Genomic DNA, 26004 nt, shown 5'->3' with positions numbered 1-26004 from the left:
GTGCCGGCGGGTCTTTACTGGATGCTCTGCAGCGCCTGCCTGACGGTGTCGAAGAGCTGGTCGATCTCGGCCTCGGAAATGATCAGCGGCGGCGAGAACGCCAGGATATCGCCGGTGTAGCGCACCAGCACGCCCAGCTCCAGGCATTTCAGGAACGCCTCGTAGGCGCGCGCGCCCGGCGCGCCGGGGCGCGATTCCAGCTCCACGCCGGCCACCAGCCCCAGGTTGCGGATGTCCTTGACGAACGGCGCGTCGCGCAGGGCAGCAGCAGGATGGCGCCGGTGGTCTCGCGGCGCTCGGCCGCCTCGTGGGCGCGCGCCACGTCGGCCAGCGGAAAGCGGGCGCCGATGTCGACCTTGACGTGGCCGGCCGCGATGGCGTCGAACAGGTCCTTCGCATTGGCGCGGAAGCGCGCGGTATCGGCGTTGTGCGGAAACACGGACGGGCGCGTCAGGAACAGGCAGCCCTTCTTGTTCAGCAGCTCGGGCTCGATGGCCGGCGCCGGGCCCGACGCGGCGCCGTACAGCACCACCATGCCGAAGGTCTGCGCGCAGTCCAGCGACCCCAGGAAGGTGTCCTTGCCCACGGCGTCGTAGACCACGGTCACGCCCTGGCCGCCGGTGGCATCGCGCACCTGCTTGACCCAGTCGCCATGGCTGTAGTCGATGGCCACGTCGCAGCCAGCCGCCTTCGCACGCTCGCACTTGGCCGCCGAGCCCGCCGTGCCGATCACGCGCGCCCCCAGCGCCTTGGCCCAGCCGCTGAGGATCTGGCCCACGCCGCCGGCGGCGGCATGCACGAGCACCGTGTCGCCGGGCTTGACCGCGTGGGTATGGCGCACCAGGTACTGCGCGGTCATGCCCTTGAAGATCGTGGCGGCGGCCTGTTCGTCGCTGACGGCATCGGGCAGCTTCACGAGCCGGTCCACGGCCACGTTGCGGCCCTCCGCATAGGCGCCCAAACCCGCGTTCATGTACGCCACGCGATCGCCCACGGCCACGTCGGTCACGCCTTGCCCCACGGCCTCGACCACGCCGGCCGCCTCGAAGCCCAGGCCCGTGCCGGCGGGCAGCGGGTACGTGCCGCGGCGCTGGTAGATGTCGATGAAGTTGAAGCCGATCGCGGTATGCCGGACGCGCGCCTCGCCGGGCACTGGCTCGGGCAGTTCGACGTTCTCCAGCCGCATGACCTGCGGCAGGCCGAATTCGTGGAGGCGGATGGCGCGGACGGTGGCTGGCATGGGGTCTCCTCGATTTGGCAGAAAGTGAAGGCCCGATTATTGACGCTTTTGCGAATCCCTGCCGGCCGCGCCTACGCCAGTTCGGCGCTCATGCAGAGCGCGCTGGTATTGCGCAGGCGCAGGAATTCCTGGCTTTCCAGCACCTCGGGCGGCAGCTTCGAGGCGTGGATCAGCGAGAAGCCGTAGCGCGCGAAATAGCTGGGACAGGTGGAGGTCAGCAGCACGGCGCGGCGGCTGCCGTTGGCCCGCGCGCGCATCATCACCGCGTTGACGAGGTGGCTGGCCACGCCCTGGTCGCGCCATTCGCGCAGCACGGCCACCGAGCGGACGATGGCCGTGTCGCCGAACAGCTCGGCGCAGGCGCAGCCCACCAGTTGCGAATCCATGACAGCCACGTGGAACTCGCCCACGAGCCGCGGCAGATCGTCCACCGGCAGGCCGCACCGCTCAAGAACGGCCCCGATGGCGGGCGCATCCGACGGCTGAGCCATGCGGATTCGCAGGTCTTTAATCATTTGGAGCCTCTGTTTCTCTCATCACGTTGCGACGGATACGCCATGGAAGCCCTGCATGGTGAAACCGGGTGCGCCGCGGGCCGATAATGTTTGGCCCGGCAGTCATACGACGACGCGCGCGTCCGAGAGCGGTGAAATGCTGACGATTGGTGCGCGTGCGCCCCACAGTATCGCAATCGCGGCCGGGATTCCAGAGGGAAATCACCGGATGCGACGCGTGCCACGCCTGGTGAAACCGGGAGCATGAAATGCGCCAGGGCGGGCGTGAGTATCGCTATCGTTCATGACGGCGAAACGCGCGTCAGCGAACTGGAAACCGAAAGGGAAAACCGCAGGGAAATGGAGGCGGGGATCCGGAATCGAACCGTCGTAAACGGCTTTGCAGGCCGTCGCATAACCACTCTGCCACCCCGCCCCGGGGAGAAGACGGACCGAGCGGGCCGTCCTGTGGTGCGGGGCGCAGTGTAGCCCAAGTGGAAAAAGTCTGCAGGGCGCGGCGCGCCTGGCCGGCCGGCTAGCCCTCGGGGCTGCCCATCGCCGACTGCAGGTAGTTCTGCAGGCCGACCTTGCGCACCAGTTCGAGCTGGGTCTGCAGCCAGTCGACGTGGTCCTCGGTGTCGTCGAGGATGTCGGTCAGGATGTCGCGCGACACGTAGTCGCTGACCGATTCGCAGTACTTGATCGCCTCCTTGAGGTTGGCCTGCGACACCAGTTCCAGCTTCAGGTCGCAGCCGAGCATTTCCTCGGTGTTCTCGCCGATCATGAGCTTGTCCAGGTCCTGCAGGTTCGGCAGGCCGTCGAGCATCAGGATGCGTTCGATCAGGCGGTCGGCGTGCTTCATTTCCTCGATCGACTCGTCATACTCGTGCTTGCCCAGCGCCGTCAGCCCCCAGTGGCGATAGATGCGGGCGTGCAGGAAATACTGGTTGATCGCGGTGAGTTCGTGCTTGAGCTGGCCATTCAGCAACTGGATGACCTTTTTGTCGGCTTTCATGACGGCTGCCCCTAAAATGCCTGGCGGTGATTTTCCATGGTAATGGGCGAGACCGGAACTTCAAGCCCGGCGCGGCTTTCCAGCCATTTGGCGCGCAAATAAATTATGTTTCGCGCGATTATGCAAGTGATACTGATTTCGATTTCGGCAAAATAAAAGCGCCTCCGGCGGAGGCGCTTTCACTGGCATCGGGCAGTGCCGTTGCCGCAGCGATTATTCGCCGCTGGCGCGATAACGGTTGCGCAGGTCGCGGATCAGGTCGTGGTTGCGCAGCACGCCCTGGTACTGGCGCTCGATCAGCGCGCGGATATCGAAGCTCAGGTCGGTTTCCTGCAGCGCGTCGGCGTACTTTTTCTTGGCGACGTCCTCGCCCTTCTCGGTTTCTTCCAGGATCGCCAGGTCGGTGCGGTCCGACACCGCCGAGCGCAGGCTCACCCAGCCGCGATGCAGCGCGCCGGCCACGCTGCCGTGATCCTCGGGCTTGCCGCCCAGCGCCACCACCTGGCTCTGCAGCTCGCGCACGGCGGCGCCGCATTCGGTCGCGCGGCTGGAGAACAGCGTCTTCAGCTCGGGATTCTTCGCGTCCTCGGCCGCCTTGCGGAAGCCTTCCTCGCCGTCGCGCGAAACTTCGATCAGGTCATTGAGTACGGACACATTGTTGTCAGCCATAACGAACTCCTCTCATCGTGCGCGGCACCCCCGGTGCCACGGCGCATGGAACATCCCGCAGCGGCGCTGAAGGCCGCGCGGTCCTTGGTTCCAAGATAGAAGAGCCGCCTCGCGCAGGCTGTCGGGACGCCTCGCAAGCCGATGTCGGTCTGCGCCTACAGGCGCGGCATGACGCGGGATTCAGTCCAGCAGGTGTCCCATGCGCGACCGCTTGGTCGCCAGGTACTTTTCGTTCTCGGCGTTAGACGGGACGATATGGCGCATCTGCTCGGTCACCTTGATGCCGGCGTCTTCCAGCGCCTTGATCTTGACCGGATTGTTGCTCATGAGCCGCACGGAATTGACACCCCACTGGCGCAGGAAGTCGGCAGCAAACGCATAGGTGCGGGAATCGATGGCCTGGCCGAGCGCCAGGTTGGCGTCCACGGTGTCGAGTCCGCCATCCTGCAGCGCATACGCGCGGATCTTGTTCGACAGCCCGATGCCACGGCCCTCGTGGCCACGCAGGTACAGCAGCACGCCGCGGCCTTCCTCGGCAATCTTCTTCATGGCCAGGTCGAGCTGTTCGCCGCAATCGCAGCGGCAGGAGCCGAACACGTCGCCGGTCAGGCACTCCGAATGCAGCCGCAGCAGCACGTCATCGCCCGAAATATCGCCCATCGAGAGCGCAAGGTGTTCGGTACCGGTATCCAGGCCCTGGAAGGCATGGGCGGTGAATTGGCCATAGCGGGTCGGCAGCCGGGCGGAGCCGATCAGCTCACTTTCTAGGTCTTTCATATTGATTTCGCTGGAGGCGCCATGGGGCCCGCGCGGCATGATGCAGGCACGGGGCAGGCGCGCCACGCGGCGCCGATTGGGAGAGGCGCGAACGCAGCATGCCGGCAAGGATACCGCGAAATGCATTCCGCCATCCCTGGCGGGGTTATCTGCCAAGCCCTTGCGCGCCACACCATCGGCCGGTAGCGGCAATGAAAAAGGGCCGCCCGAAGGCGGCCCTTGTGCCGGGTAGACCCTGGCGCGGCCCCGGCCCTTACTCCACCGTCACCGACTTGGCCAGGTTGCGCGGCTTGTCCACGTCCGTGCCGCGGGCGCAGGCCGTGTGGTAGGCCAGCAGTTGCAGCGGCACCACGTGCAGGATCGGCGACAGCGCGCCGTAGTGCTCGGGCATGCGGATCACCTGGATGCCATCCGACGACTGGATGTGCGTGTCCGAGTCGGCGAACACGTACAGGCGGCCGCCGCGGGCGCGCACTTCCTGGATGTTGGACTTCAGCTTTTCCAGCAGCGCGTCGTTCGGGGCCACCGTCACCACCGGCATGGCCTCGGTCACCAGTGCCAGCGGGCCGTGCTTCAGTTCGCCGGCCGGGTAGGCTTCGGCGTGGATGTACGAGATTTCCTTGAGCTTCAGCGCGCCTTCCAGGGCGATCGGGTAGTGCAGCCCGCGGCCCAGGAACAGCGCGTTTTCGCGGCGAGCGAAGTCTTCGGACCAGGCGATGATCTGCGGTTCCAGCGCCAGCACGCCGTGCAGCGCGGCCGGCAGGTGGCGCAGGTTGGTCAGCGCGTCGGCTTCTTCCTGCTCGGTCAGGTGGCCGCGCACCTTGGCCAGCGCCAGCGTCAGCATGTACAGCGCGGCAAGCTGCGTGGTGAACGCCTTGGTCGATGCCACGCCGATCTCGGTGCCGGCGCGCGTCAGGAAGCGCAGTTCGGTCTCGCGCACCATGGCGCTGGTGGCCACGTTGCAGACCGCCAGCGTGTGCTGGTGGCCCAGCGAGCGGGCGTGGCGCAGCGCGGCCATCGTGTCGGCCGTCTCGCCCGATTGCGAGATCACCACCACCAGCGCGCGCGGGTTCGGCACGGTGTCGCGGTAGCGGTATTCGCTGGCCACTTCCACCTGGGTCGGGATCCGGGCCACCGACTCCAGCCAGTACTTGGCCGTGCAGCCCGAGTAGTAGCTCGTGCCGCAGGCCAGGATCAGGATGCTGTCGATGCCGGCGAACACCTCGGCGGCGGTCGGGCCGAACAGTTCCGGCGTGATCGCGGCGATGCCTTCGAGCGTGTCGCCCAGCGCGCGCGGCTGCTCGAAGATTTCCTTCTGCATGAAGTGGCGGAACGGGCCAAGCTCCACGGCGGCGGCGTGCGCCTCCACCACGCGCTCCTCGCGCACCACCTCGATGTCGTTGATGTCACGGATCGTGGCGCCGGCGCGCGTCAGCTCCACGACGTCGCCCTCTTCCAGGTAGATGATCCGGTTGGCGGTGCCGGCCACGGCCAGCGCGTCGGATGCCAGGAACGACTCGTCGTTGCCCAGCGCCACCACCATCGGCGACCCGGCGCGGGCGCCGACCACCACGTCGGGATTGTCCTTGGCCACCACGGCGATCGCGTAGGCGCCGTGCAGGCGCTTGGTCACCACGCGGACCGAGCCGAACAGGTCGCCGCGCGTGGCGCTGCTCGGGTACGTGTACGCCTGGTGGATCAGGTGCGCCACCACTTCGGTGTCGGTCTGCGACTCGAACCCGTAGCCCACGGCGCGCAGCTCGTCGCGCAGCGGCTCGTAGTTCTCGATGATGCCGTTGTGCACCAGCGCGATGGTCTCGTCCGAGAAATGCGGGTGGGCGTTGACCGTGTCGGGCTTGCCGTGCGTGGCCCAGCGCGTGTGCGCGATGCCCAGGTGGCCGCCCAGGCCCGACGCCTGCGTCTGCGTGTCCAGGTCCGCCACGCGCGACACGGTGCGGGCGCGCTCCAGGATCGCGTCGCGCACGACGGCCACGCCGCACGAGTCATAGCCGCGATATTCCAGGCGACGCAGCCCTTCGATCAGGACGGGAACGATATTGCGGTGCGAAACCGCGCCGACGATGCCACACATAGCTGAACCCCTTTATTTTTTCGGTTGCTTGACCGGACGCTGCCAGGCGTCGATCGTCATCTGCTTGGCGCGCGACAGCGTGAGCTTGTCGGCCGGCGCCTCCTTCGTCAGCGTGGTGCCCGCGCCGATCGTGGCGCCGCGGCGCACCACCACGGGCGCCACCAGCTGCGTATCGGAGCCGATGAAAACATCGTCCTCGATGATCGTGCGGTGCTTGTTCACCCCGTCGTAGTTGCAGGTGATGGTACCCGCGCCAATGTTCACGCGCTGGCCCACCGTGCTGTCGCCCACGTAGGCCAGGTGGTTGGCCTTGCTGTGGTCGGCAATCTGGCTGTTCTTCACCTCGACGAAGTTGCCGATGTGCACGTCCTGGCCCAGCTCGGCACCCGGGCGCAGCCGCGCGTACGGACCGATGCGGCCGTCCGGCCCGATCTTTGCTTCCTCGAAATGGCAGAACGGTTGCACACGCGCGCCGGCGCCGATGGTGGTGTTGCGGATCACGCAGTGCGCACCGATGTGCACGCCATCGTCCAGGTGCACGCGGCCTTCGAACACGCAGCCCACGTCGATGGTCACGTCGCGCCCGCAGGTAAGCTGGCCGCGCACGTCGATGCGCGCGGGGTCCAGCAGCGTGACGCCCGCTTCAAGCAGACGTTGGGCGATGTTGCGCTGGTGGATGCGCTCGATCTCGGCCAGCTGGACCTTGCTGTTGACGCCCAGCGTCTCCCACAGCGCGGCGGGCTGGGACGACACGATCTCCACGCCGTCCGCGGCGGCGCGTGCGATGGTATCGGTCAGGTAGTACTCACCTTGCGCGTTGTCGTTGCCCAGCGTGGCAAGCCAGTTGCGCAGGTGGCCAGTCGGGCAGACGATGATGCCGGTGTTGATCTCGCGGATCGCGCGTTCTTCGTCGCTGGCGTCCTTCTGCTCGACGATCCGGACGATGTTGCCGGCGGCGTCGCGCACGATGCGGCCGTAGCCGGTGGGATCGGCCATCTCGACGGTCAGCACGCCCATGCGCTCGCTGCCGGCGGCCTGCACGAGGTGTTGCAGCGTGGCGGCCGACGTCAGCGGCACGTCGCCGTACAGGACGAGGGTAGGCTGGGCGTCATCGAGCAGGGGCAGTGCCTGCATCACGGCATGGCCGGTGCCCAGTTGCTGCGCCTGCTCGGCGAAGGCGACATCGTCGGCGGCCACGGCCTGGCGTACGTGCTCGGCGCCATGGCCGACCACGACGACGAGCCGGGACGGCGCGAGCGTACGGGCAGTATCGAGCACATGTGCCAGCATCGGCTGGCCGGCGACCGGGTGCAGTACCTTGGGCAGCGCGGAGTTCATGCGCTTGCCCATGCCCGCGGCAAGAATGACGATATTCACAAGGAGGTTCCTAAGTGAGTGTGTCCGAGAAAAATCTGAAGAATCCGAGCCTGGGAGCGCTATGGCAGATGGCGCTGAACCGTTGCCAGCATTGGGCTGGCGGGCGATTCGCGAGCCCTGGGAAGATGCGCGCCGATTCTAGCATGCGTGCCTGCGCCGCATTGGGACGATCACCTGGCGTTACGGTTGTTCACATTTGGTCACGCCGCGTTTTTGCATGGTTTGCAGCATTTACCATGGTCGCGGCGTTGGCCGGCTGCAACGCGATGAAGCTCGGCTACCAGCAGGGCGACCGCCTGGCCTACTGGTGGGTGGACCGTTATGTCGACGTCTCCGACGCCCAGGAGCCGCCGACCAAGGAGGCCATCGCCCGCTTCTTTGGCTGGCACCGCCGCGCCCAGTTGCCCGAGATCGAAAAGGTGCTGACGCGGGTGCGCGGCGAGGTGTCCGGCCCGGTGGACGCCGGCATGATCCGGCAGGTCCAGCAGGACACCAACCGCCTGGGCCGCCAGGCGTTCGAGAACGCCGTGCCGGACCTGGCGGACCTGCTGCTGACGCTGACGCCGGACCAGATCAAGCGCATGGAGGCCAAGTTCGCGGAGAGCAACGCCAAGTACCGCAAGGAATTCCTGAAGCCGGACCCTGCGGCGCGCACCGAGGCGCGGTTCGACAAGATCATGGACTATTCCAAGCTGGTCTACGGCAACTTCTCGACCGAGCAGGAGCAGGAAATCCGCGCGGCGATGGGGCCGTACATGCAGGGCGCCGAGGCCCGCTACGCCGAGCGCGTGAAGCGGCAGCAGGAATGGGTGGAGATTGCCCGCGAGGTGTCCACCAACCATCCGCCCAAGGCCCAGGTGGAAGACATGCTGCGGAAGTACGCCGACCACTGGCAGCGGCCGTCGGCCGGCGAGCAGCGCAGCACGTCAGCCGGCGTGGACCTGACCGTCAAGATCGCCAACATGACCACGCCCGAGCAGAAGGCCCACGCCGTGAAACGCTTCGACGGCTGGATCGCGGACACGCGATCGCTGATGCGTGGCGGCGGGGAATCGTCGCAGGCGGCGAAGTAGGCGGGTCAGGGAGCCGGCTGGCGGTGTTTGGCTCCCCTCTCCCGCATGCATGAGAGGGCAGAAACATCCCAGCAGAGATCAAGCGGCCGTCGGCCGCTCCTCCGCCTTGTCCTTCCCGATGCGGTCGAAGCGGACGAACTCCATCCGGTTCGGCTCGACGTTGCCGGTGAACTGCAGCGCCTGCTGGCTGTAGGTGGTCTCGCCGAACAGCGACGCCTCGTCGACCTTGGCCAGCCCGGTGGCCAGCCCCGTGAACGGGAACAGGTCGGTGTCGGCCAGGTGCGACGGCACCACGTTGCGCAGCGCCGAGAAGATGTTGTCGATGCGGCCCGGGTGCTCGCGCTCCCACTGCTGGATCATCTCGTTGACCTTCTTGCGCTGCAGGTTTTCCTGCGAGCCGCACAGGTTGCACGGGATGATCGGGAACGCCATGGCGCGCGCGTACGACGCGATGTCCTTCTCCGAGCAGTACGCCAGCGGCCGGATCACGATGTGCTGGCCGTCGTCGGTGGCCAGCTTGGGCGGCATGGCCTTCATCTTGCCGCCGAAGAACATGTTCAGGAAGAACGTGTTGACGATGTCGTCGCGATGGTGGCCCAGCGCGATCTTGTTGGCGCCCAGTTCCTTGGCCGTGCGGTAGATCACGCCCCGGCGCAGCCGCGAGCAGAGCGAGCAGGTCGTCTTGCCCTCGGGCACCTTCTCCTTGACGATCGAATACGTGTCCGCCTCGACGATCACATATTCCACGCCCAGCGACTTCAGGTATTCGGGCAGGATGTGCTCGGGAAACCCGGGCTGCTTCTGGTCCAGGTTCATCGCGATCAGCTTGAACTGGATCGGCGCCCGCTTCTGCAGCGCCGTCAGCACCGACAGCATCGTGTACGAGTCCTTGCCGCCGCTCATGCAGACCATGACGGTGTCGCCGTCCTCGATCATGCCGAAGTCGCCGATGGCCTTGCCGGTCTGCGACTGCAGACGGGTTTCAAGCCGGTAGAAGTTAGCCGAGTGACTCATAAGACGTACCTGTGACGGGGCCGGCGCTGAACAATGGCCGGGCGCCCGAAAGAAATGCCGGGATGGACGGGGCGATATTCTACTAAACCGGCCCGTCCGCCGGGTTGTGCGTCCGCAGGCGCCGGTCCCGGCTGGCCGTCCTCAGCCCTGCTTGATGTGGAACACCTCTACGCCGACCGACTCGCAGTCCGGGTAGACGTCGGGCTTTTCCGTCGACACGCGCACCGCGCGCACCTTCGGATGCTGCAGCATGGCGCGCGCCACGTCGTCGCACAGCGTTTCCTGCAGGTGGATATGGCCCTGCGCCATGCGGGCGGCCACGGTGTTGCGCATGAAGTCGTAGTCGACCACTTCCTCCAGCCGGTCGGCCTGGGGGGTGGTCTCGGCCAGCGACACGAACAGGTCGATGTTCACCAGCACGCGCTGCTCGCCCTTCTTCTCGAATTCATGCACGCCGATGTTGATCTGCACTTCGAAGTTGCGCAGGAACATGCGGCGGCAGTCTTGCAGGCTGGGATGGGAAAGGGCGGCAAAGGTCATGGCAGGGTCGATCGAGGTACGGCTCATTCGGTCAGGAACATCACGTCGCGGGCCAGCGGCATCAGGTGCTGGCCACCGTCGACGTACAGCGTGGTGCCGGTCACGGCGCGCGCGCCGGCCAGGTAGGCCACGGCGTGGGCGATGTCGTCCGGCGTGCTGGACTTGCCCAGCGGCGTCATCGCGTGGGCGCGCACAAAGCCCGGATCGGACTGGTCGCCCGACACCAGCGTGATGCCCGGCGCCACGCCCACCACGCGCAGCCGGGGCGCCAGCGCCTGGGCCAGCTGCACCGTGGCGGTCTGCAGCGCGGACTTCGACAGCGTGTACGACAGGAAGTCCGGATTCAGGTTGTTCAGCTTCTGGTCCAGCAGGTTGATCACCACGCCGCGCTGCTCGGTCTGGTTGCCATCGGCGCCGAGCGCCTTGTGCATCTCGCGGGCCAGCAGCAGCGGCGCCGCCACGTTGGTGCGCATGTGGGTGTCGAGCGAGCCATACGAGAAGCTGGTCGCCACGTCGTACTGGAACAGCGACGCGTTGTTGACCAGGCACGTCGGCACGCCGATCTCGGCGGCGCACGCCGCGATCAGCCGGGCCGTGGCGGTCTCGTCGGCCAGGTCGGCCTGCAGCACGGCGGCCCGGCGGCCCAGCCCGCGGATCTGCGTGGCAAGCGCCTCGGCCTCGTCGCGCGATCGGTTGCAGTGGACGGCGACGTCCCAGCCCTGCATGGCGAGCTCCAGCGCGATGGCCCGGCCCAGCCGGCGCGCGGCGCCGGTCACCAGCGCCACACCGCGCGAGGGGACGCCGGCGGCGCCCTGAGTATTCGAATCTGGCATTGCTACAATTCGCGGTATGCAGAAAGTCGCTAGTCTACCCCTTCCCTCCGCCGACGCGCTCGGTGCCTCGCAGGCCCTCTCCACCGTCATCGGCGACGCCATCGCGGCGGCCGGCGGCTGGATCGGCTTCGAACGCTACATGTCGCTGGCGCTCTACGCCCCGCGCCTGGGCTACTACAGCGGCGGCGCCGCGAAGTTCGGCCGGGGCGCCGACGACGGCAGCGACTTCATCACCGCCCCCGAACTCACGCCGTTCTTCGCCCGCACGCTGGCCCGGCAGTTTGCGCCGCTGATCGGCCAGGCGCTGCCGCATGTGATGGAATTCGGCGCCGGCACGGGCCGGCTGGCGGCGGACCTGCTGCTGGCACTGGAAGCCGAAGGCGCGCTGCCCGATACCTACCGCATCGTCGAGCTGTCCGGCGAACTGCGCGCACGCCAGCAGGACACGCTGGCCCGCCGGGCGCCGCACCTGGCCGCCCGCGTGCAGTGGCTCGACGCGCTGCCGGACGCCTTCGAAGGCGTCATCGTCGGCAACGAGGTGCTCGACGCCATGCCGGTGCGGCTGTTCGCCCGCATCGGCGGCCGCTGGCACGAACGTGGCGTGGTACGCCAGGGCGACACCTTCGCGTTCCAGGACCGCCTGCTGGCCGACGCCGCGATCCCGGCCCGGCTGGCCGCCATCGAAGGCGACCACGACGTGGTCACCGAGACCCACGACGAGGCCGAAGGCTTCGCGCGCGCCGTTGGCGCCCTGCTGGCGCGTGGCGCGGCGTTCTTCATCGACTATGGCTTTCCGGCGTCGGAGTACTACCACCCGCAGCGCGTGGGCGGCACGCTGATGTGCCACTACCGCCATCACGCCCACCCGGACCCGTTCCTGTACCCCGGGCTGCAGGACATCACGGCCCACGTGAATTTCACCGGCATCGCCGAGGCGGCATCGGACGCCGGCCTGACCGTCGCCGGCTTTGCCTCGCAGGCCCGATTCCTGATGAACGCCGGCATCACCGACCTGATGATGTCGCTCGACCCATCGGACGCCGCCAGCTTCCTGCCGCAGGCCAACGCCGTGCAGAAGCTGCTCAGCGAGGCCGAGATGGGCGAGCTGTTCAAGGTCATCGCGCTGACGCGCGGCATCGACGACGCGCTGCCACTGGCCGGCTTCTCGCGCGGCGACCGCAGCTACGCACTCTGACCGGGGCCCCCATCATGATGCGCTGGACCCTGACCATCTTCCTCTGCGTGATCATCCTGTCGGCCGCGCTGCCCTGGCTCCAGAAACTCGGCCTGGGCCGCCTGCCCGGCGACGTCCGCTTCCGCGTATTCGGCCGGGAATACGTACTGCCATTCGCGTCGACGATCCTGCTGTCGCTGGTGGCACTGGTGATCGGGAAGCTGCTGTAGCGGGAGGTGTTTTCGCTCCGCTCTGCCGCCTCGCGGGACAGGGGTTAGCGGAGAGGGCCGGCCGTGACATCACCGCACGCCCCGTTTTGCTCCCCTCTCCCGCATCGCGGGAGAGGGGTTGGGGTGAGGGCCGGCCGTGAAATCGCCGCAAGCCCCGCTTTGCTCCCCTCTCCCGCATCGCGGGAGAGGGGTTGGGGGTGAGGGCGTTGAGGGTCTGCTTGCCGACCACATCGCATATTGGATCGCTGGCCCTCACCCCCGGCCCCTCTCCCGCAGGCGGGAGAGGGGAGAAAACAAAGCGGAAGAGCAACCTATGCCGGACCCGGCCAACCCACCAGCCACCGGCAACCAGCCACCGGCACCAGCCATCAGCGTCCTACCCCGCCACCCCCAGCCTTTCCGCCACTGCCGCGATGCGGGCCTTGTGGACTTGTTCCTTGATCTGGTCCACGCGGTCGGCGCATGCCTTGGCGATGGCGCCGGCGTCGACCGATGCGGCGGCGTCGCGGGCGGTCATCAGGCGGTCCGCCTGCGGATAGTCGCGGTCTTCGAAGCCCAGCCGGCCGCGGGCGTCGGCCTCGCAGGCGCGCAGGGCCTCGGCGAAGCGGTCGGGCTTGCGCAGCGCGTCGCAGCGCTCCACCAGCCGCGTCAGCGCAGCGGCGCCGAACTCGCCCGAGCGGTGGATGTTGCCGTGCTCGCGCGCCACCAGCACCGCCAGTTCCCGGCAGTCGTTCGGTACGCGCAGCCGCCGGCAGACGTCCTCCAGCAGCGCGACGCTGCGCTGCTCGTGGCCGATATGGCGCGGCAGCACGTCCTGGGGCGTGGTGCCCTTGCCCAGGTCATGGGTCAGCGCGGCGAACCGCACCGGCAGCGAGAATCCGCGCCGGGCAGCGTAGTCCAGCACCATCATCACGTGCACGCCGGTATCGACCTCGGGATGGTAGTCGGCCCGCTGCGGCACGCCCCACAGCCGGTCCAGCTCGGGCATCAGCCGCGCCAGCGCGCCGCAGTCGCGCAGCACGTCGAACATGCGCGATGGCCGATCTTCCATCAGCCCGCGCGCCAGTTCCTGCCAGACGCGCTCGGGCACCAGCGCGTCGACCTCGCCCAGTTCCACCATCCGGCGCATCAGCGCGACGGTCTCCGGGGCCACGGTGAAGTCGTGGAAGCGCGCCGCAAACCGCGCCGCGCGCAGGATGCGCACCGGGTCTTCGGCAAAGGCGTCCGACACATGGCGGAACACCCGCGCCTGCAGGTCCTGCCGGCCGTTGAACGGGTCGATGATCTCGCCGACGAGGTTGTCCTGCGCGTCCACGGCCTGCGCCATCGCGTTGATGGTCAGGTCGCGGCGCGCCAGATCGTCCTCCAGCGTCACGTCGGGGCCGGTATGGAACGCAAACCCCTTGTAGCCGACCGCCGTCTTGCGCTCGGTCCGCGCCAGCGCGTATTCGGCGCGCGTCTGCGGATGCAGGAACACCGGGAAGTCCTTGCCCACCGGCTTGTAGCCGGCCGCCTCCATCTCGGCCGGCGTGGCGCCGACCACCACGTAGTCGCGGTCCTGGCTGGGCTTGCCCAGCAACTGGTCGCGGATGGCCCCGCCGACGGCATACACCTGCATGGTCATCCCGTGACGATGATCGCGTCGGGCCGCTCGGGGCGCAGGCGGTACGGTTCGTCGGCCGGCACGAAATCGCGCTCCTCGCGCGCGGCGGCCACCCATTCCTGCATCGCGGGCAGCGCCAGGATGAAATCGGCGTATGCCTTGGCCGCTTCGGGCAGGTGCACGCCGTACGTGGCAAAGCGGCTCACCACGGGCGCGTAGAACGCGTCGGCCACCGTGAAGGTGCCGAACAGGAACGGCCCCTTGGCGCCGTGGCGCGCGCGCAGGTCGGTCCAGATGGTGGCGATGCGGTCGATGTCCTGCTGGACGGCCACGTTCCAGCCCAGGCCCGGCAGCACGGCGGTCACGTTCATCGGCATCTGGTTGCGCAGGTTGAAGAAGCCCGAATGCATCTCGGCGCAGATCGAGCGGGCCACGGCGCGGTCGGCCGCGTCGGCCGGCCAGAGCTGAAGCTGCGGAAAGCGCTCGGCCACGTATTCCGAGATCGACAGCGAATCCCAGACGGTCAGGTCGCCGTCGACCAGCGCCGGCACCTTGCCGGCCGGCGAGTAGCGCGCGATTTCCTCGTTGAACGCCTTCGTGAACAGGCGCAGCGGGATTTCCTCGAAGTCGATGCCGGCCTGGCGCAGCAGCAGCCAGGGACGGAGCGACCAGGACGAGTAGTTCTTGTTGCCGATGACGAGCTTCATCGCGGATTCCTTGGGGGCGGACAGGGAAGGGGCGGGCGCCGGCGCGCGGCCTGGCGCCCTGGACCAGACATTCTATCGACGCGCCGGACGGTCTCCAAACGAATTAGGCTCGCAAGCCTGTGAGCCGCAGTCACATCGGCGGCGGTCCGGCCGGCCGTCAGCGGTGGACGCTGCCGCGCATCGACTGCAGGAACGTGTCGCGGTTGCGGCCCGCCAGCACGTCGGTCATCACTGCTTCCAGGCTCACCGGCTGCACGCCAAGTTCCGCCGCCATCGGCTGGCCGAGCACGTTGTCCAGCCGCATCGAGTCCAGGTTGTCGCGCGACAGCACCGTGCCGCCGGGCATGTGTTCCAGCACCGCCGCCTGCATGCGCGCCAGCGCGTCGGGCAGCGCGATGATCGGGCGCGGATGGCCCGACGCGCGGCCGGCAAACTTGACCAGTTCCTCCAGCGTGTACACCTGCGGGCCGCCCAGCTCGTAGGTCTGCCCGATCGTCGCGCCGTTGGCCATGGCGTTGACGAACGCCTGCACCACGTCCATCACGAATACGGGCTGGAAGCGCGCATGGGCGCAGGCCAGTGGCACCACCGGCGCCACGTGCTGCAGCTGGGCGAACAGGTTCAGGAAATGGTCGTCGGGGTCGAACACGACGGACGGGCGGAAGATCGTCCAGTCCAGCCCGCTCTCGCGCACGATGCGCTCGCCCTCGCCCTTGCTGCGCAGGTACATCGACGGGCCTTCGGGGGCCGCGCCCAGCGCGCTCATATGGATCAGCCGCCGGACGCCGGTGCGGTTGCACGATTCGACAATCTGGCGCGGCAGGTCGACGTGCGCGGCCGCGAACTGCGGGCCGTAGGGGTCGCCGCGGTCGCCGTGCAGGATGCCGACGAGGTTGACCACGATGCCATCGACCCCGAGCGGCCCGATCGCATCGTCCAGCGACGCCGCATCCGCCAGCCCCAGCTCGGCCACCTCCACGCGGGGCAGCAGCAGCAGGTGCTGGGCGTGCTCCACGCTGCGCGACCCGACGACGATGCGGTCGGGCGCGATGGGACTGTCGGGATTGGCCGCCGGATCAAGCGGCGCGCCGGACGCGGACGCCGCGCCGGCCAGGCGGGATACGAGGTGGCTGCCGATGAAGCCGGCGCCCCCGATGACTAGAACGTTGCTGGTCTTCATACATGGGCTCCGATAATCGCGTGTCGGTCACGGGACGCTGCATCCGTTGCGCGCGTCCCGGACCGCGGAGCCCGCCGCCGGCCGGCGGCGCCGGTCAGGGCAGGCTGGTCGTGGTGACCGTGGACGGCGCGACCACCCCCAGGCGATCCTTCAGCGACTGGGGCCGGCCACTCATCAATGCAGCATAGTACGTGGCGTTGGAAAGCACATTCTTGACATAGTTGCGCGTTTCCGTGAACGGGATCGTCTCTGCAAAGATCGCGCCTTCCACGGGCCGCATCAGGCTCGAACGCCACGCCTTCGGGCGTCCCGGGCCGGCGTTGTACCCGGCGGATGCCAGCGTCCATGAACTGTCGAGGTCCGTCAGCACCATGCTCATGTAATTTGTACCAAGCATGATGTTGACGGTCGGGTCGCTCATCATCGACGGCGAGAAGTCCGTCATGCCGATCTTCCGGGCCACGTACCTGGCCGTGGCGGGCATGACCTGCATCAGCCCGTGCGCCCCGGCCGACGACCGCGCGTTCATGATGAAGCGCGATTCCTGGCGGATCAGCCCGTACGCCCAGGCCATGTCCAGCCCCACGTCGTCAGTGGCGCGCTGCATGATGTCCCGGTAAGGCATGGGAAAGCGCTGGGCGAAGTCGTGCTCCACCTTGGTGCGGTCCGACGTGTTGACGGTACGGTCCAGCAGCTCGATCTTGCGCGCGTACTCGGCCGCGGCCAGCAGCTCGCGGTCGGTCATGCCGCGCAACTCCCAGTTCCACTCGCGGTTGCCCTCGAAGCGCAGGTTCATGTCGTAGAACTTCTGCGCGCGCTGGAAGCCCGGGCGGGTGCGCATGGCCATCGCCTCGGCGTCGCTGACCGTGGTGCGGGCCGGCAGCGAGATCCGGTTGCCCAGTTCCTCGCTGGCAAGCTGGCCGTAGAAGTTGAACTGGCCGGCGATCGACTGGAACTGCGTCTGCGCGTCCTGCGTGCGGCCCTCGGCCTTCAGCGCGCGGGCGTACCAGTACGTCCACGCCGCGTCCTTGGCGCGCAGCTCGGGGCGCATCAGCTCCACCGACTGCCGCACCTGCTTCCAGTCGCCCTGGCGCAGCGCCGCGCGCACGCGCCACTCCTGCGTTTCGTCGGACAACCACTGGTTGCCGCCCAGGTCCATCTGGCGGCGGTAGTACTGCGCCGCTTCCGGCATCAGCTTCTTGGCGGCGAACTGGCCCACCACACCCCACGCCGCGCCCTGCTCGTCGCGCGACAGCGTGCCGACGATGGTGCCCAGGTAGGCCGACGCCTGCGCCGGATCGTTGCGCGCCATCTTGACGATGGTTGCCAGCGGGTCGCTGTCCACGCGCGCGTCGGGCACGGCGGCGGCGATCTTGGCAGCCAGCGTCGTGTAGTTCTGCTCCAGCGCCTGGCGTGCCTGAAACGCCACATCGCTGCGCTGGATCTGCTGGCTCTGCAGCAGGTAGGTCACCAGGTCCACGCAGCCGTCGCCGTAGTAGCGCGGATCGACCAGCACCGCGCGCGCCTCGGCGGCCACGTTCTGGCCCTTGAGCGCCTTGGACAGCAGCGCGTAGCACTCCACCTGCGTGTCGTCCTTGAGCACGAACTGCGGATACTGGATGTCGAAGTTGGCCCAGTCGCGCTTCTTGCCCAGCACCAGCAGCCAGTCATTGCGCATGCGGTCGGCAATGGCCTCGCCCTGGTAGCGCTGCAGGAACGCGGCCACCTCGGCGTCCGGGGCGTCGATGCGCGCCTGGCCGCCCGTGTCGAACATCTGCGGCTTGATGCGGAAGTATTCGACGTACGACGGAATCGGGTAGTCGACCAGCGTGGCCGAGATGGCGGCGGCGCGGTCGGGATCGTTCTTGCGGGCCGCCTCGCGCAGCGCCACGAAGGCGTCGTCGGGATTCGACGGAATCACGGTCGAGGCAGCAGGCTGCTGCGGAGCCGGACGCACCGGCGCCGGCTTCTTCTGGGCAAACGCCGGCGTCGCCAGCAACGCGCCCGCGAACGCGAGCCAGGCAATGCGGCCCGCGCGGCGCAGATATACTCCCTTCGGCATGCTTTGCTTATCCCTCATGTGGTCGCGCGTGCCCATCCTCAAGCCGGGCACGCCGTGTTCGTTTGTCTCAGATGTCTGATCGCCGGCCATTATTGCACGCCATGCCCCCGACCCAAGCCCCGGACAACGGCCCGGACGCCCGCCAATTCCCCCCCGACACCGACCGCCGCACCCTGCGGCGCGACCTGCTGGCGCTGCGCGCCGCGCTGCCCGACCGCGCCGCCTGCGACGCCGGCATCGACCAGGCCCTTGGCCCCCTGCTGGAACGTCTGGGCGTGCGCCGGATCGGGTTCTACTGGCCGATCCAGCAGGAATTCGACGCCCGCGCCACGGTGACCCGCTGGCTCGCCGGCCTGCCCGGCCGCACGGCCGCACTGCCCGTGGTCTCGGCCCCCGGCACCCCGCTCGACTTCCACGCCTGGACGCCGGACACGCCGATGCGCGCCGGCCACTACGGCATTCCGGTACCCGACGGCACCGACGCCGTGACGCCCGACGCGCTGCTCATTCCCTGTGTCGGTTTCAGCGCCGACAAGTTCCGCCTGGGCTACGGCGGCGGCTTCTACGACCGCACGCTGGCCGCGCTGGCCGCCCAGGGCGCCACGCCGGTGGCCATCGGCATCGGCTACGAAGCGTGCCGCATTCCGCTGGCTGCGCAGGCGCACGACCTGCCGATGGACTGGGTGGTGACGGAACGGGGGGTTTGGTAGGGGGGCCAGCCGACTGACGCCGCTGGCTGGCGCCCCTCTCCCGCGAAGTGGGATAGGGGCTGGGGGTGAGGGCGTCGAGGATCTGCTTGCCGACCGGTGGCAGTTTGAAGCGCCATGCCCTCACCCCCGACTCCTCTCTCGCGCGCGGGAGAGGGGAGAAAACCGGGGGCCTGGGCCCAGCCCTTACAACTTCAGCCGCTGCCAGATTGCCTTGGTGGCGGCGGCCGTGTTCAGCGTGTAGAAGTGCAGCCCCGGCACGCCGGCGGCCAGCAGGCGTTCGCACAGCGCGGTGACCACGTCCAGGCCGAAGGCGCGGATCGATTCCTTGTCGTCGCCGAACGATTCGAGCTTCTTGGCCACCCAGCGCGGCACTTCGGCGCCGCACATTTCCGAGAACCGCATCAGTTGCGAATAGTTCGTGATCGGCATGATGCCGGGCACGATCGGCACGTCCACGCCCACGGCGCGGGCGTCGTCGACAAACCGGAAGTAGGCGTCGGCGTTGAAGAAGTACTGCGTGATCGCCGAGTTGGCGCCGGCCTTGACCTTGCGGGCGAAGTTGTCCAGGTCGTGGCGCGGCGAGCGGGCCTGCGGGTGGTATTCGGGGTAAGCCGCCACCTCGATATGGAACCAGTCGCCGGTCTCGGCGCGGATGAATTCCACCAGCTCGTTGGCGTAGCGGAACTCGCCGATCTCGCCCATGCCCGACGGCATGTCGCCGCGCAGCGCCACGATGTGGCGGATGCCGCCCTGGCGGTAGGCATCCAGGATGGCGCGGATATTCTCGCGCGTGGAGCCCACGCACGACAGGTGCGGTGCGGCCTCGATGCCCTCGCGCTGGATCTCCAGCACGGCGTCCAGCGTGCCCTGCTGCGTGGTGCCGCCGGCGCCGAACGTCACCGAGATGTACTTGGGCTGCAGCGGCGCCAGCTGGGCGCGCGTATTGCGCAGTTTCTCCGCGCCCTCCGCCGTCTTGGGCGGGAAGAATTCGAAGCTGTAGTAGCGGTCAGTCATGGTTGGCACGCCGCGCGGGCGGCGCCCCTTTTGGATACGGTCGCGCTTCAGTCCCGGTCCCCGAGCAGCACGCTCGCGAGGATGGTGGAAATCACGCTATAGAGAATCGAGCCCAGCAGCGCGGAGCCGAACCCCTGGACGACAAACCCCTGCAGCAGGTTGCCGACGAACAGGAACAGCAGCGCGTTGATGATGAAGATGAACAGCCCCAGCGTCAGCAGCGTGACCGGCAGCGTCAGGATGACCAGGATCGGCCGGATCAGCGTGTTGACGAGGCCCAGCACCAGCGCGGCAACCATCGCCGAGCCAAAGCCGCCGAGTTCGATGCCGCTGAGCAGGTAGCTCACGAGGAACAGCGAGGCGGCGTTGATGATCCAGACAGCCAACAGTCTCATTGCGACTCCTTTGTTCTTGGGATGGAGGACACCGGCGGGGAGCGGCCAGGCGCCCCTCCCCGCCCCCGCTCCCGACGCGCGGGAGACGGGTGCAAACCGCGGGGCCAGCCCCGGCGATCAGTAGCGGTAGTGGTCGGCCTTGTACGGGCCTTCCTTCTTCACGCCGATGTAGGCGGCCTGCTGCTCGGTCAGCTCGGTCAGTTGCGCGTTCAGCTTCTTCAGCTGCAGGCGCGCCACCTTCTCGTCCAGGTGCTTGGGCAGCGTGTAGACGCCCACCGGGTACTTGTTGCTGTCGCGCTCGGCCCACAGTTCGATCTGGGCGATGGTCTGGTTGGCGAACGAGCTGCTCATCACGTACGACGGGTGGCCCGTGGCGCAGCCCAGGTTCACCAGGCGGCCCTTGGCCAGGATGATGATCTTCTTGCCGTCCGGGAACTTCACGTGGTCCACCTGCGGCTTGATCTCGTCCCACTCGTACTTCTCGATGGAGGCGATGTCGATCTCGTTGTCGAAGTGGCCGATGTTGCAGACGATGGCCTGGTCCTTCATCCTGGCCATGTGGTCGTGCGTGATCACGTGGTAGTTGCCGGTGCAGGTCACGAAGATGTCGCCGTGCTCGGCGGCGTAGTCCATCGTCACCACGCGGTAGCCTTCCATGGCGGCCTGCAGCGCGCAGATCGGGTCGATCTCGGTCACCCAGACCTGGGCCGACAGCGCGCGCAGGGCCTGGGCGCTGCCCTTGCCCACGTCGCCGTAGCCGGCCACGACGGCGATCTTGCCGGCGATCATCACGTCGGTGGCGCGCTTGATGCCGTCCACCAGCGATTCGCGGCAGCCGTACAGGTTGTCGAACTTGCTCTTGGTCACCGAGTCGTTGACGTTGATGGCCGGGAACTTCAGTTCGCCGCGCTGGGCCATCTGGTACAGGCGGTGCACGCCCGTGGTGGTTTCCTCGGTCACGCCGCGGATGGCGGCCAGGTTGCGGCTGTACCACGCGCCGTCCTTGGCCAGCTTTTCCTTGATCGCGGCGAACAGGTAGGTTTCTTCCTCGCTGGTCGGCTTGGCGATGACCGAGGCGTCCTTCTCGGCGCGGGCGCCCAGGTGCAGCAGCAGCGTGGCGTCGCCGCCGTCGTCCAGGATCATGTTCGGCGTGCCGCCGTCGGCCCAGTCGAAGATGCGGTGCGTGAAGTCCCAGTATTCCTTGAGCGACTCGCCCTTGAACGCGAACACCGGCGTGCCCGACGCGGCAATGGCGGCGGCGGCGTGGTCCTGGGTCGAGAAGATGTTGCACGACGCCCAGCGCACGTCGGCGCCCAGCGCCTGGAGCGTCTCGATCAGCACGGCGGTCTGGATGGTCATGTGCAGCGAACCGGCGATGCGGGCGCCCTTGAGCGGCTGGGCGGCGGCAAACTCGTCGCGGATCGCCATCAGGCCGGGCATCTCGGTCTCGGCGATGGCGATTTCCTTGCGGCCCCAGGCGGCCAGGCCGATGTCGGCGATCAGATAGTCTTGCTTCAGGTCAGTCACAGCGTTCATGAGTCACTCCGGTGTAAGAGTGGCACGCGAACGGAACGGGAGGATGGCGGACGCGCCATGCGGCGGCTGGCAAACGCAGCCGGATCGGGCATGACGGGCAGACAGGTCGACTCGCGCCCCGTGCGAAACCACGGAACAGCGAGCGCCGTTGAGACATTCCGAGCCTGGCGGACGACAAGGCATCCGTTGCAACGCTCCTCGGAGTGGCGGTATTGTAGCGTGCCTGTTCGCGGCAAGCTGGCCGAATCGCCAGATTTTTTCCGCTTTTTTGTTTCCGACTGCTCCCGCCCTGCACATGCTCCCCACGCCACCCCGCACCCTGACCATCGCCGGTTCCGACTCCGGCGGCGGCGCCGGCATCCAGGCGGACCTGAAGACGTTTGCCGCGCTCGGCTGCTTTGGCATGAGCGCGATCACGGCCATTACGGCCCAGAACACGCTGGGCGTGACGGGCGTGCACGCCATTCCGGCCGAAATGGTGGCGGCCCAGATCGACGCCGTGGCCGACGACATCGGGGTGGACGCCGCCAAGACCGGCATGCTCGGCACGGCGTCCATCGTCGAGGCCGTGGCCGGCGCGGTGGACCGGCATGGCATCGCCCGGCTCGTGGTGGACCCGGTGATGATCTCGACGTCGGGCGCGACGCTGTCCGACGATGCCACCAGCCAGGCCATGGTGCGCCTGCTGTTCCCGCGCGCGATGCTGGTCACGCCGAACCTGCCCGAGGCGTCGTACCTGCTCGGGCGCCGCATCGCCCGCCGCGCCGACATGGAAGCCGCCGCGGCCGAACTGCTGGCGATGGGCTGCCGGGCCGTGCTGCTCAAGGGCGGCCACCTGGAGGACGACGGCCCGGCCGCCGCCGGCCTTGACGACCTGCTGATGCTGGCCGACGGCACCGTCCGTGTATTCACGCATCCGCGCATCGACACCCCGAACCTGCATGGCACCGGCTGCACGCTGGCGGCGGCCATCGCGTCGCAGCTCGCGCGCGGCGACGCCCTGCCCGACGCCGTGGGCACCGCGCTCGACTTCGTGGCCCAGGCCATCGCGGCGGGCGCGCACCTGCGCCTGGGCGCCGGCAACGGTCCGCTGAACCACGGCTTCGCGCCGCGCGTGCTGGGCTGAACCGCGATGCAGACGCTACAGGACATCGACCTGCGCCACGATCCCGCCGCGCGCTGGTACGTCAAGGATGAAACGGTGCAGGTGACGTTCGCCGCCGAACCGGGCGAGCTGGCCAGCCGCGAGGGCCCCAACCGCTACCGGGTGGCCGACGCCATCGTGACCGGCGCCACGGGCGACCGCTGGGTGGTGTCGCGCGACCGGTTCGACGCCCGCGACGTCGCGGCGGGGCCGCAAGCGCATGGCGAGCCCGGCCCGTATCGCAACCAGCCCGTGCCGGTGCTGGCCAAGGCCATGCCGCAGCCGTTCGCCATCGCCCGCTCGGCCGGCGGCGACGTGCTGACCGGCAAGCCCGGCGACTGGCTGATGCAGTACGCGCCCGGCGACCATGGGATCACCGAGCGCGCACGGTTCGAAGCGGTGTACCGCCCGGCCCCGGGCGGCGATCCGGCGGCCTAGTTCCCGCCGGCCAGCTGCACGAGCTTGAACGACGCCCGGGCCACGCAGCAGACCGTGCCCGACGCGTCGCGAGCCTCGCCCTCGCAGAACGCGATCTTGTTGCCCCGGCGCATCGTGCGCGCCTCGAACGTCAGTTCCCCGCGCGCGGCGGCCAGGAAATGGGTCGACATGTCGATCGTGATGACCCCCACGTCCAGCGGCGCATGCGACCGCGCCGCGCCACTCAGCGTGAAATCGAGCACCGCCATCAGGGTGCCGCCGTGCACGTCGCCCCGGCTGTTCACCACATGCGGATTGGCCGGCAGCCGCGTGCGGCACAGCCCGTCTTCCATGTGCACCGGCTGCAGGCCCAGCAGCCGCATCAGCGGAATCTCGATACCGAAATAAGGCTTGTCCGGCGTACCCGGCGCCGCGGGGATGATCTCGTTCACTGCTGTTTCCTCTCGTGCGGGTTCCGTATGGCGGAACCTCGATCCTTTGGTGACTGGACGGAGAGCATATGCGGATTCGTCGGCAGCCGGAAGCCAGGCTGGCCGGTTAGCGGACAAAGGATGGGGGGCGGTGACAGGGCCGGATCGGCCTTGCAGGACAGGAATCGGGGGAGACGGACACGTTCGCGCCCCTCTCCCGCAGGCGGGAGAGGGGCCTGGGGTGAGGGCCAGCGGTACAAACTGCCACCACCCCAACAAGCAAAACCCAACAAACCCTCAGCCAAACGCCCCGATCAACCCGGCCACCGCCGCCGGCACATCGTCGGCCTCGGTGATCGCGCGCACCACGGCTGCGCTGCCGACGCCCACGGCCAGCACTTCGCGCAGGTTGTCGGCGTTGACGCCGCCGATGCCGACCAGCGACGGAATCACCGGCTGCATCAGTTTCACGTAGGCCTGGAAGCGGCCCATGCCCTGCGGCTGGGTGGGCATGACCTTGGTGGTGGTCGGGAAGATCGCGCCAAGGGCGAGGTAGCTGGGCTGGATGGCCGCCACGCGCAGCATTTCGGCGTAGCCGTGCGTCGACACGCCCAGGCGCAGGCCCGAAGCGCGGATGGCGTCGAGGTCGGCGTCGTCCAGGTCTTCCTGGCCCAGGTGGATGCCGTAGATGCCGCTGTCGCCGCCGCAGGCCGCATGGTGGTCGATCGCCACGCGCCAGTGGTCGTTGATGAACAGGCGGGACGCCGAGCCCTTGGCCGCGTTGGCGGCCCGGACCACTTCGGCGCGCACGGCGGCGGCATCGTCGGACTTGAAGCGCAACTGCACGGTCGGCACCTGCAGCGGTACCAGCCGCTCGATCCACGCGGCGGTGGGCATCACGGCGTAGAGGCCCAGGTCCGGCGGGCACGGGGCGAAGGCGGCGGGCGGCTGGTCCGGCGACGCCAGCGCGGGCTGCCGCACACGCGGGAAGCGGCCGAAATCGGCGGGCCACGCGGTGCTGCCCGGCTGCCAGGCGCGTGCGATGCACAGCGCGTCGTGGGCCGGGAAATGCAGCGACAGCGCCGCGGTCAGCACGGCCACGAACGCCGGCGAGTGCGGCGCGCCGTCATCGGCGTCCGATGCCAGCACCCAGGTGCCCATCCACGACCGCACGGTGTCGATCCAGCGGCCGCCCTCGCGCACCGTGGCAATCAGCACCGCATTGGCGCCGGCCACGCGATCGACCGCCGCTGGCGGCGCCTCGCCCTCGGCCAGCAGCACGTCGTGGCGGCCCAGCGTGGCGGGCGCGTCGGCCAGCGTCCACGCCTGCCACGGCGTGGCGTCGTGCCCGAACACCGGCGCGTAGCGCCGCGCCAGATCCTCGAACAATGCGGCGTCGATGGCCGCGGCTACGCCCTGGCGCGTCATGCGCGGTCCTCCGCGCCCTCGGCGTGCCAGAACGGCATGCCCACCACCGGCGTGCTGGCCTGCGCCACCTCGCGCTCGGGCATCGGACCGGCCAGGTAGGCGGTGCGCCCGGCCTCCACGGCCAGCGCAAACGCGCGCGCCATGTTCACCGGATATGCGGCCTGCGCCACGGCCGTGTTCAGCAGCACGCCGTCGTAGCCCCATTCCAGCACCTGCGCCGCGTGCGACGGCAGGCCCAGCCCGGCGTCGACGATCAGCGGCGTATCGGGCAGGCGGTCGCGCAGCGTGCGCATGGCGTGCGGATTCACCGCGCCCCGGCCCGTGCCGATCGGCGCGGCCCACGGCATCAGCGCCTGGCAGCCCACGTCCAGCAGGCGCCGGCACAGCACCAGGTCCTCGGTGCAATACGGCAGCACCTTGAAACCTTCCTTGACCAGCGTCTCGGCCACGGCCGGCATGTTCAGCGTGTCGGGCTGCAGCGTGTAGTCGTCGCCAATCAGCTCCAGCTTGATCCAGTCGGTCTCGAACACCTCGCGCGCCATCATGGCCGTGGTGATGACCTCCTGCGCGGTGAAGCAGCCGGCGGTGTTGGGCAGCACCGGCACGCCCAGCGTGCGCAGCATCTGCCAGAACGTGTCGCCGCCCAGCGTCTGGCCGTCGCCACTGCCCACCGCCGTCTGGCGGCGCAGCGCCACGGTGATCATGGCCGGGCGCGACGCCTCCACGGCCGCCTGCAGCGTGGCCGGCGACGGGTAGCGCGCGGTGCCCAGCAGCAGCCGGGAGTTGAACGATTCCCCGTACAGCACGAACGGATCGCGCAAGGTTTCAGTCGGTTCGAATGTCATGGTG

The 26004-nt window shown here is 68.5% G+C and carries 26 protein-coding genes, 1 tRNA gene, 1 pseudogene and 1 riboswitch; of the genes and pseudogenes, 6 read left to right on the top strand and 22 right to left on the bottom strand.

The window, feature by feature from the left end; genetic code table 11:
• Positions 1–14 precede the first annotated feature (14 nt).
• The 9 genes and pseudogenes from EPAKOI_RS00925 to glmU form a co-directional block, all read right to left on the bottom strand.
• Positions 15–260 (bottom strand): annotated as a pseudogene (locus tag EPAKOI_RS00925) (aminotransferase class III-fold pyridoxal phosphate-dependent enzyme); the annotation flags it as partial.
• Entirely contained in the window at positions 149–1240 is a 1092-nt protein-coding gene (locus EPAKOI_RS00920; RefSeq protein ID WP_423192742.1) for a quinone oxidoreductase family protein, read from the bottom strand. The pseudogene EPAKOI_RS00925 and the gene EPAKOI_RS00920, both read right to left, overlap by 112 nt.
• 71 nt (positions 1241–1311) lie before the next feature.
• On the bottom strand, positions 1312–1755 hold the full coding sequence (locus EPAKOI_RS00915) for a GNAT family N-acetyltransferase (protein ID WP_124682632.1): 444 nt from the start codon (positions 1753–1755) through the stop codon (positions 1312–1314).
• Between the two features lie 340 nt (positions 1756–2095).
• Positions 2096–2170: transfer RNA gene (locus tag EPAKOI_RS00910), tRNA-Cys, on the bottom strand.
• Between the two features lie 99 nt (positions 2171–2269).
• Positions 2270–2749 carry a bacterioferritin gene (gene bfr, locus EPAKOI_RS00905; protein ID WP_313838964.1) on the bottom strand — a complete coding sequence of 160 codons (480 nt, stop codon included), beginning with the start codon at positions 2747–2749 and terminating at the stop codon, positions 2270–2272.
• Between the two features lie 213 nt (positions 2750–2962).
• Positions 2963–3418, bottom strand: coding sequence for a PA2169 family four-helix-bundle protein (locus EPAKOI_RS00900; RefSeq protein WP_124682634.1), 456 nt, complete (start codon positions 3416–3418; stop codon positions 2963–2965).
• Positions 3419–3598: 180 nt separating this feature from the next.
• Positions 3599–4195: a GTP cyclohydrolase II gene (ribA, locus tag EPAKOI_RS00895; protein WP_124682635.1), complete on the bottom strand. Its 597-nt coding sequence runs from the start codon at positions 4193–4195 to the stop codon at positions 3599–3601.
• A 253-nt stretch (positions 4196–4448) separates the two neighbouring features.
• A complete protein-coding gene (gene glmS / locus EPAKOI_RS00890; protein WP_124682636.1) occupies positions 4449–6287 on the bottom strand; it encodes a glutamine--fructose-6-phosphate transaminase (isomerizing) in 1839 nt (612 codons plus the stop codon).
• A 12-nt stretch (positions 6288–6299) separates the two neighbouring features.
• Positions 6300–7664, bottom strand: a complete 1365-nt coding sequence (gene glmU / locus EPAKOI_RS00885) for a bifunctional UDP-N-acetylglucosamine diphosphorylase/glucosamine-1-phosphate N-acetyltransferase GlmU (RefSeq protein WP_124682637.1) — start codon at positions 7662–7664, stop codon at positions 6300–6302.
• Between the two features lie 236 nt (positions 7665–7900).
• Here glmU and EPAKOI_RS00880 point away from each other — a divergent pair, with 236 nt between their 5' ends.
• Positions 7901–8737 (top strand): DUF6279 family lipoprotein, encoded by an 837-nt coding sequence (locus tag EPAKOI_RS00880; RefSeq protein WP_253699977.1) that lies wholly within the window; start codon positions 7901–7903, stop codon positions 8735–8737.
• 78 nt (positions 8738–8815) lie between these two features.
• On the opposite strand, the gene ttcA is transcribed toward EPAKOI_RS00880, so the two are convergent.
• From ttcA to EPAKOI_RS00865, 3 genes are all read right to left on the bottom strand, one after another.
• Positions 8816–9751 carry a tRNA 2-thiocytidine(32) synthetase TtcA gene (gene ttcA, locus EPAKOI_RS00875; RefSeq protein ID WP_124682638.1) on the bottom strand — a complete coding sequence of 312 codons (936 nt, stop codon included), beginning with the start codon at positions 9749–9751 and terminating at the stop codon, positions 8816–8818.
• Between the two features lie 141 nt (positions 9752–9892).
• Complete coding sequence (locus EPAKOI_RS00870; RefSeq protein WP_124682639.1) at positions 9893–10291, bottom strand: dihydroneopterin aldolase; 399 nt, start codon at positions 10289–10291, stop codon at positions 9893–9895.
• A gap of 23 nt (positions 10292–10314) precedes the next feature.
• Positions 10315–11124, bottom strand: coding sequence for an SDR family oxidoreductase (locus EPAKOI_RS00865; protein WP_172966008.1), 810 nt, complete (start codon positions 11122–11124; stop codon positions 10315–10317).
• 16 nt (positions 11125–11140) lie between these two features.
• Here EPAKOI_RS00865 and EPAKOI_RS00860 point away from each other — a divergent pair, with 16 nt between their 5' ends.
• Both EPAKOI_RS00860 and EPAKOI_RS00855 read left to right on the top strand, forming a co-directional pair.
• A complete protein-coding gene (locus tag EPAKOI_RS00860) occupies positions 11141–12319 on the top strand; it encodes a class I SAM-dependent methyltransferase (protein WP_423192741.1) in 1179 nt (392 codons plus the stop codon).
• A gap of 14 nt (positions 12320–12333) precedes the next feature.
• The gene (locus EPAKOI_RS00855; protein ID WP_124682641.1) at positions 12334–12528 is read left to right on the top strand and encodes a DUF2905 domain-containing protein; all 195 of its coding nucleotides are present in this window, start codon (positions 12334–12336) and stop codon (positions 12526–12528) included.
• 376 nt (positions 12529–12904) lie between these two features.
• Here the strand turns inward: EPAKOI_RS00855 and EPAKOI_RS00850 are convergent, their stop codons facing one another.
• The 4 genes from EPAKOI_RS00850 to EPAKOI_RS00835 form a co-directional block, all read right to left on the bottom strand.
• Positions 12905–14146, bottom strand: coding sequence for a multifunctional CCA addition/repair protein (locus EPAKOI_RS00850; RefSeq protein WP_423192740.1), 1242 nt, complete (start codon positions 14144–14146; stop codon positions 12905–12907).
• A gap of 2 nt (positions 14147–14148) precedes the next feature.
• The gene (locus tag EPAKOI_RS00845) at positions 14149–14838 is read right to left on the bottom strand and encodes a glutathione S-transferase family protein (protein WP_423192739.1); all 690 of its coding nucleotides are present in this window, start codon (positions 14836–14838) and stop codon (positions 14149–14151) included.
• A gap of 157 nt (positions 14839–14995) precedes the next feature.
• Entirely contained in the window at positions 14996–16018 is a 1023-nt protein-coding gene (locus EPAKOI_RS00840; RefSeq protein WP_423192738.1) for a complex I NDUFA9 subunit family protein, read from the bottom strand.
• Between the two features lie 94 nt (positions 16019–16112).
• On the bottom strand, positions 16113–18080 hold the full coding sequence (locus EPAKOI_RS00835; protein WP_423192737.1) for a transglycosylase SLT domain-containing protein: 1968 nt from the start codon (positions 18078–18080) through the stop codon (positions 16113–16115).
• Between the two features lie 101 nt (positions 18081–18181).
• Here EPAKOI_RS00835 and EPAKOI_RS00830 point away from each other — a divergent pair, with 101 nt between their 5' ends.
• Positions 18182–18790, top strand: coding sequence for a 5-formyltetrahydrofolate cyclo-ligase (locus EPAKOI_RS00830; protein ID WP_423192736.1), 609 nt, complete (start codon positions 18182–18184; stop codon positions 18788–18790).
• 183 nt (positions 18791–18973) lie between these two features.
• Here the strand turns inward: EPAKOI_RS00830 and metF are convergent, their stop codons facing one another.
• The 3 genes from metF to ahcY form a co-directional block, all read right to left on the bottom strand.
• On the bottom strand, positions 18974–19804 hold the full coding sequence (gene metF, locus EPAKOI_RS00825) for a methylenetetrahydrofolate reductase [NAD(P)H] (RefSeq protein ID WP_124682647.1): 831 nt from the start codon (positions 19802–19804) through the stop codon (positions 18974–18976).
• A gap of 47 nt (positions 19805–19851) precedes the next feature.
• Positions 19852–20199, bottom strand: coding sequence for a phage holin family protein (locus tag EPAKOI_RS00820; RefSeq protein WP_124682648.1), 348 nt, complete (start codon positions 20197–20199; stop codon positions 19852–19854).
• A gap of 117 nt (positions 20200–20316) precedes the next feature.
• On the bottom strand, positions 20317–21735 hold the full coding sequence (ahcY, locus tag EPAKOI_RS00815) for an adenosylhomocysteinase (protein ID WP_124682649.1): 1419 nt from the start codon (positions 21733–21735) through the stop codon (positions 20317–20319).
• 133 nt (positions 21736–21868) lie between these two features.
• Positions 21869–21941: riboswitch (S-adenosyl-L-homocysteine riboswitch) on the bottom strand.
• Between the two features lie 89 nt (positions 21942–22030).
• Between ahcY and thiD the strand changes: the two genes are divergently transcribed.
• Both thiD and EPAKOI_RS00805 read left to right on the top strand, forming a co-directional pair.
• The gene (thiD, locus tag EPAKOI_RS00810; protein WP_423192735.1) at positions 22031–22861 is read left to right on the top strand and encodes a bifunctional hydroxymethylpyrimidine kinase/phosphomethylpyrimidine kinase; all 831 of its coding nucleotides are present in this window, start codon (positions 22031–22033) and stop codon (positions 22859–22861) included.
• A gap of 6 nt (positions 22862–22867) precedes the next feature.
• Positions 22868–23317 carry a PGDYG domain-containing protein gene (locus EPAKOI_RS00805; RefSeq protein WP_423192734.1) on the top strand — a complete coding sequence of 150 codons (450 nt, stop codon included), beginning with the start codon at positions 22868–22870 and terminating at the stop codon, positions 23315–23317.
• Here EPAKOI_RS00805 and EPAKOI_RS00800 read toward each other — a convergent pair.
• The 3 genes from EPAKOI_RS00800 to EPAKOI_RS00790 form a co-directional block, all read right to left on the bottom strand.
• Positions 23314–23748: a PaaI family thioesterase gene (locus EPAKOI_RS00800; protein ID WP_124682652.1), complete on the bottom strand. Its 435-nt coding sequence runs from the start codon at positions 23746–23748 to the stop codon at positions 23314–23316. The two genes, EPAKOI_RS00805 and EPAKOI_RS00800, sit on opposite strands and share 4 nt — an antisense overlap.
• Positions 23749–24024: 276 nt before the next feature.
• Entirely contained in the window at positions 24025–25155 is a 1131-nt protein-coding gene (locus EPAKOI_RS00795) for a thiamine phosphate synthase (protein WP_423192733.1), read from the bottom strand.
• A complete protein-coding gene (locus EPAKOI_RS00790) occupies positions 25152–26000 on the bottom strand; it encodes a thiazole synthase (protein WP_124682654.1) in 849 nt (282 codons plus the stop codon). The genes EPAKOI_RS00795 and EPAKOI_RS00790 overlap by 4 nt, the downstream gene beginning before the upstream one ends.
• Between the last annotated feature and the right edge of the window lie 4 nt (positions 26001–26004).

The organism is Cupriavidus sp. H18C2 (assembly GCF_049393795.1).
Taxonomy (GTDB): Bacteria; Pseudomonadota; Gammaproteobacteria; order Burkholderiales; family Burkholderiaceae; genus Cupriavidus; species Cupriavidus pauculus_C.
Note: the sequence above shows the minus strand (reverse complement) of the source record. Positions and strands in the feature narration are given on the sequence as shown.

Coding starts and splice junctions, on each gene's coding strand:
- EPAKOI_RS00855 (WP_124682641.1), top strand. CDS start 12,334: ATGATGCGCTGGACCCTGACCATCTTCCTCTGCGTGATCATCCTGTCG.
- EPAKOI_RS00790 (WP_124682654.1), bottom strand. CDS start 26,000: ATGACATTCGAACCGACTGAAACCTTGCGCGATCCGTTCGTGCTGTAC.
- glmS (WP_124682636.1), bottom strand. CDS start 6,287: ATGTGTGGCATCGTCGGCGCGGTTTCGCACCGCAATATCGTTCCCGTC.
- ahcY (WP_124682649.1), bottom strand. CDS start 21,735: ATGAACGCTGTGACTGACCTGAAGCAAGACTATCTGATCGCCGACATC.
- thiD (WP_423192735.1), top strand. CDS start 22,031: ATGCTCCCCACGCCACCCCGCACCCTGACCATCGCCGGTTCCGACTCC.
- EPAKOI_RS00865 (WP_172966008.1), bottom strand. CDS start 11,124: ATGCCAGATTCGAATACTCAGGGCGCCGCCGGCGTCCCCTCGCGCGGT.
- ribA (WP_124682635.1), bottom strand. CDS start 4,195: ATGAAAGACCTAGAAAGTGAGCTGATCGGCTCCGCCCGGCTGCCGACC.
- ttcA (WP_124682638.1), bottom strand. CDS start 9,751: ATGAGTCACTCGGCTAACTTCTACCGGCTTGAAACCCGTCTGCAGTCG.
- EPAKOI_RS00900 (WP_124682634.1), bottom strand. CDS start 3,418: ATGGCTGACAACAATGTGTCCGTACTCAATGACCTGATCGAAGTTTCG.
- EPAKOI_RS00835 (WP_423192737.1), bottom strand. CDS start 18,080: ATGCCGAAGGGAGTATATCTGCGCCGCGCGGGCCGCATTGCCTGGCTC.
- EPAKOI_RS00850 (WP_423192740.1), bottom strand. CDS start 14,146: ATGCAGGTGTATGCCGTCGGCGGGGCCATCCGCGACCAGTTGCTGGGC.
- EPAKOI_RS00830 (WP_423192736.1), top strand. CDS start 18,182: ATGCCCCCGACCCAAGCCCCGGACAACGGCCCGGACGCCCGCCAATTC.
- EPAKOI_RS00880 (WP_253699977.1), top strand. CDS start 7,901: ATGGTCGCGGCGTTGGCCGGCTGCAACGCGATGAAGCTCGGCTACCAG.
- EPAKOI_RS00805 (WP_423192734.1), top strand. CDS start 22,868: ATGCAGACGCTACAGGACATCGACCTGCGCCACGATCCCGCCGCGCGC.
- EPAKOI_RS00840 (WP_423192738.1), bottom strand. CDS start 16,018: ATGAAGACCAGCAACGTTCTAGTCATCGGGGGCGCCGGCTTCATCGGC.
- EPAKOI_RS00920 (WP_423192742.1), bottom strand. CDS start 1,240: ATGCCAGCCACCGTCCGCGCCATCCGCCTCCACGAATTCGGCCTGCCG.
- EPAKOI_RS00795 (WP_423192733.1), bottom strand. CDS start 25,155: ATGACGCGCCAGGGCGTAGCCGCGGCCATCGACGCCGCATTGTTCGAG.
- metF (WP_124682647.1), bottom strand. CDS start 19,804: ATGACTGACCGCTACTACAGCTTCGAATTCTTCCCGCCCAAGACGGCG.
- EPAKOI_RS00915 (WP_124682632.1), bottom strand. CDS start 1,755: ATGATTAAAGACCTGCGAATCCGCATGGCTCAGCCGTCGGATGCGCCC.
- bfr (WP_313838964.1), bottom strand. CDS start 2,749: ATGAAAGCCGACAAAAAGGTCATCCAGTTGCTGAATGGCCAGCTCAAG.
- EPAKOI_RS00860 (WP_423192741.1), top strand. CDS start 11,141: ATGCAGAAAGTCGCTAGTCTACCCCTTCCCTCCGCCGACGCGCTCGGT.
- EPAKOI_RS00820 (WP_124682648.1), bottom strand. CDS start 20,199: ATGAGACTGTTGGCTGTCTGGATCATCAACGCCGCCTCGCTGTTCCTC.
- EPAKOI_RS00870 (WP_124682639.1), bottom strand. CDS start 10,291: ATGACCTTTGCCGCCCTTTCCCATCCCAGCCTGCAAGACTGCCGCCGC.
- EPAKOI_RS00845 (WP_423192739.1), bottom strand. CDS start 14,838: ATGAAGCTCGTCATCGGCAACAAGAACTACTCGTCCTGGTCGCTCCGT.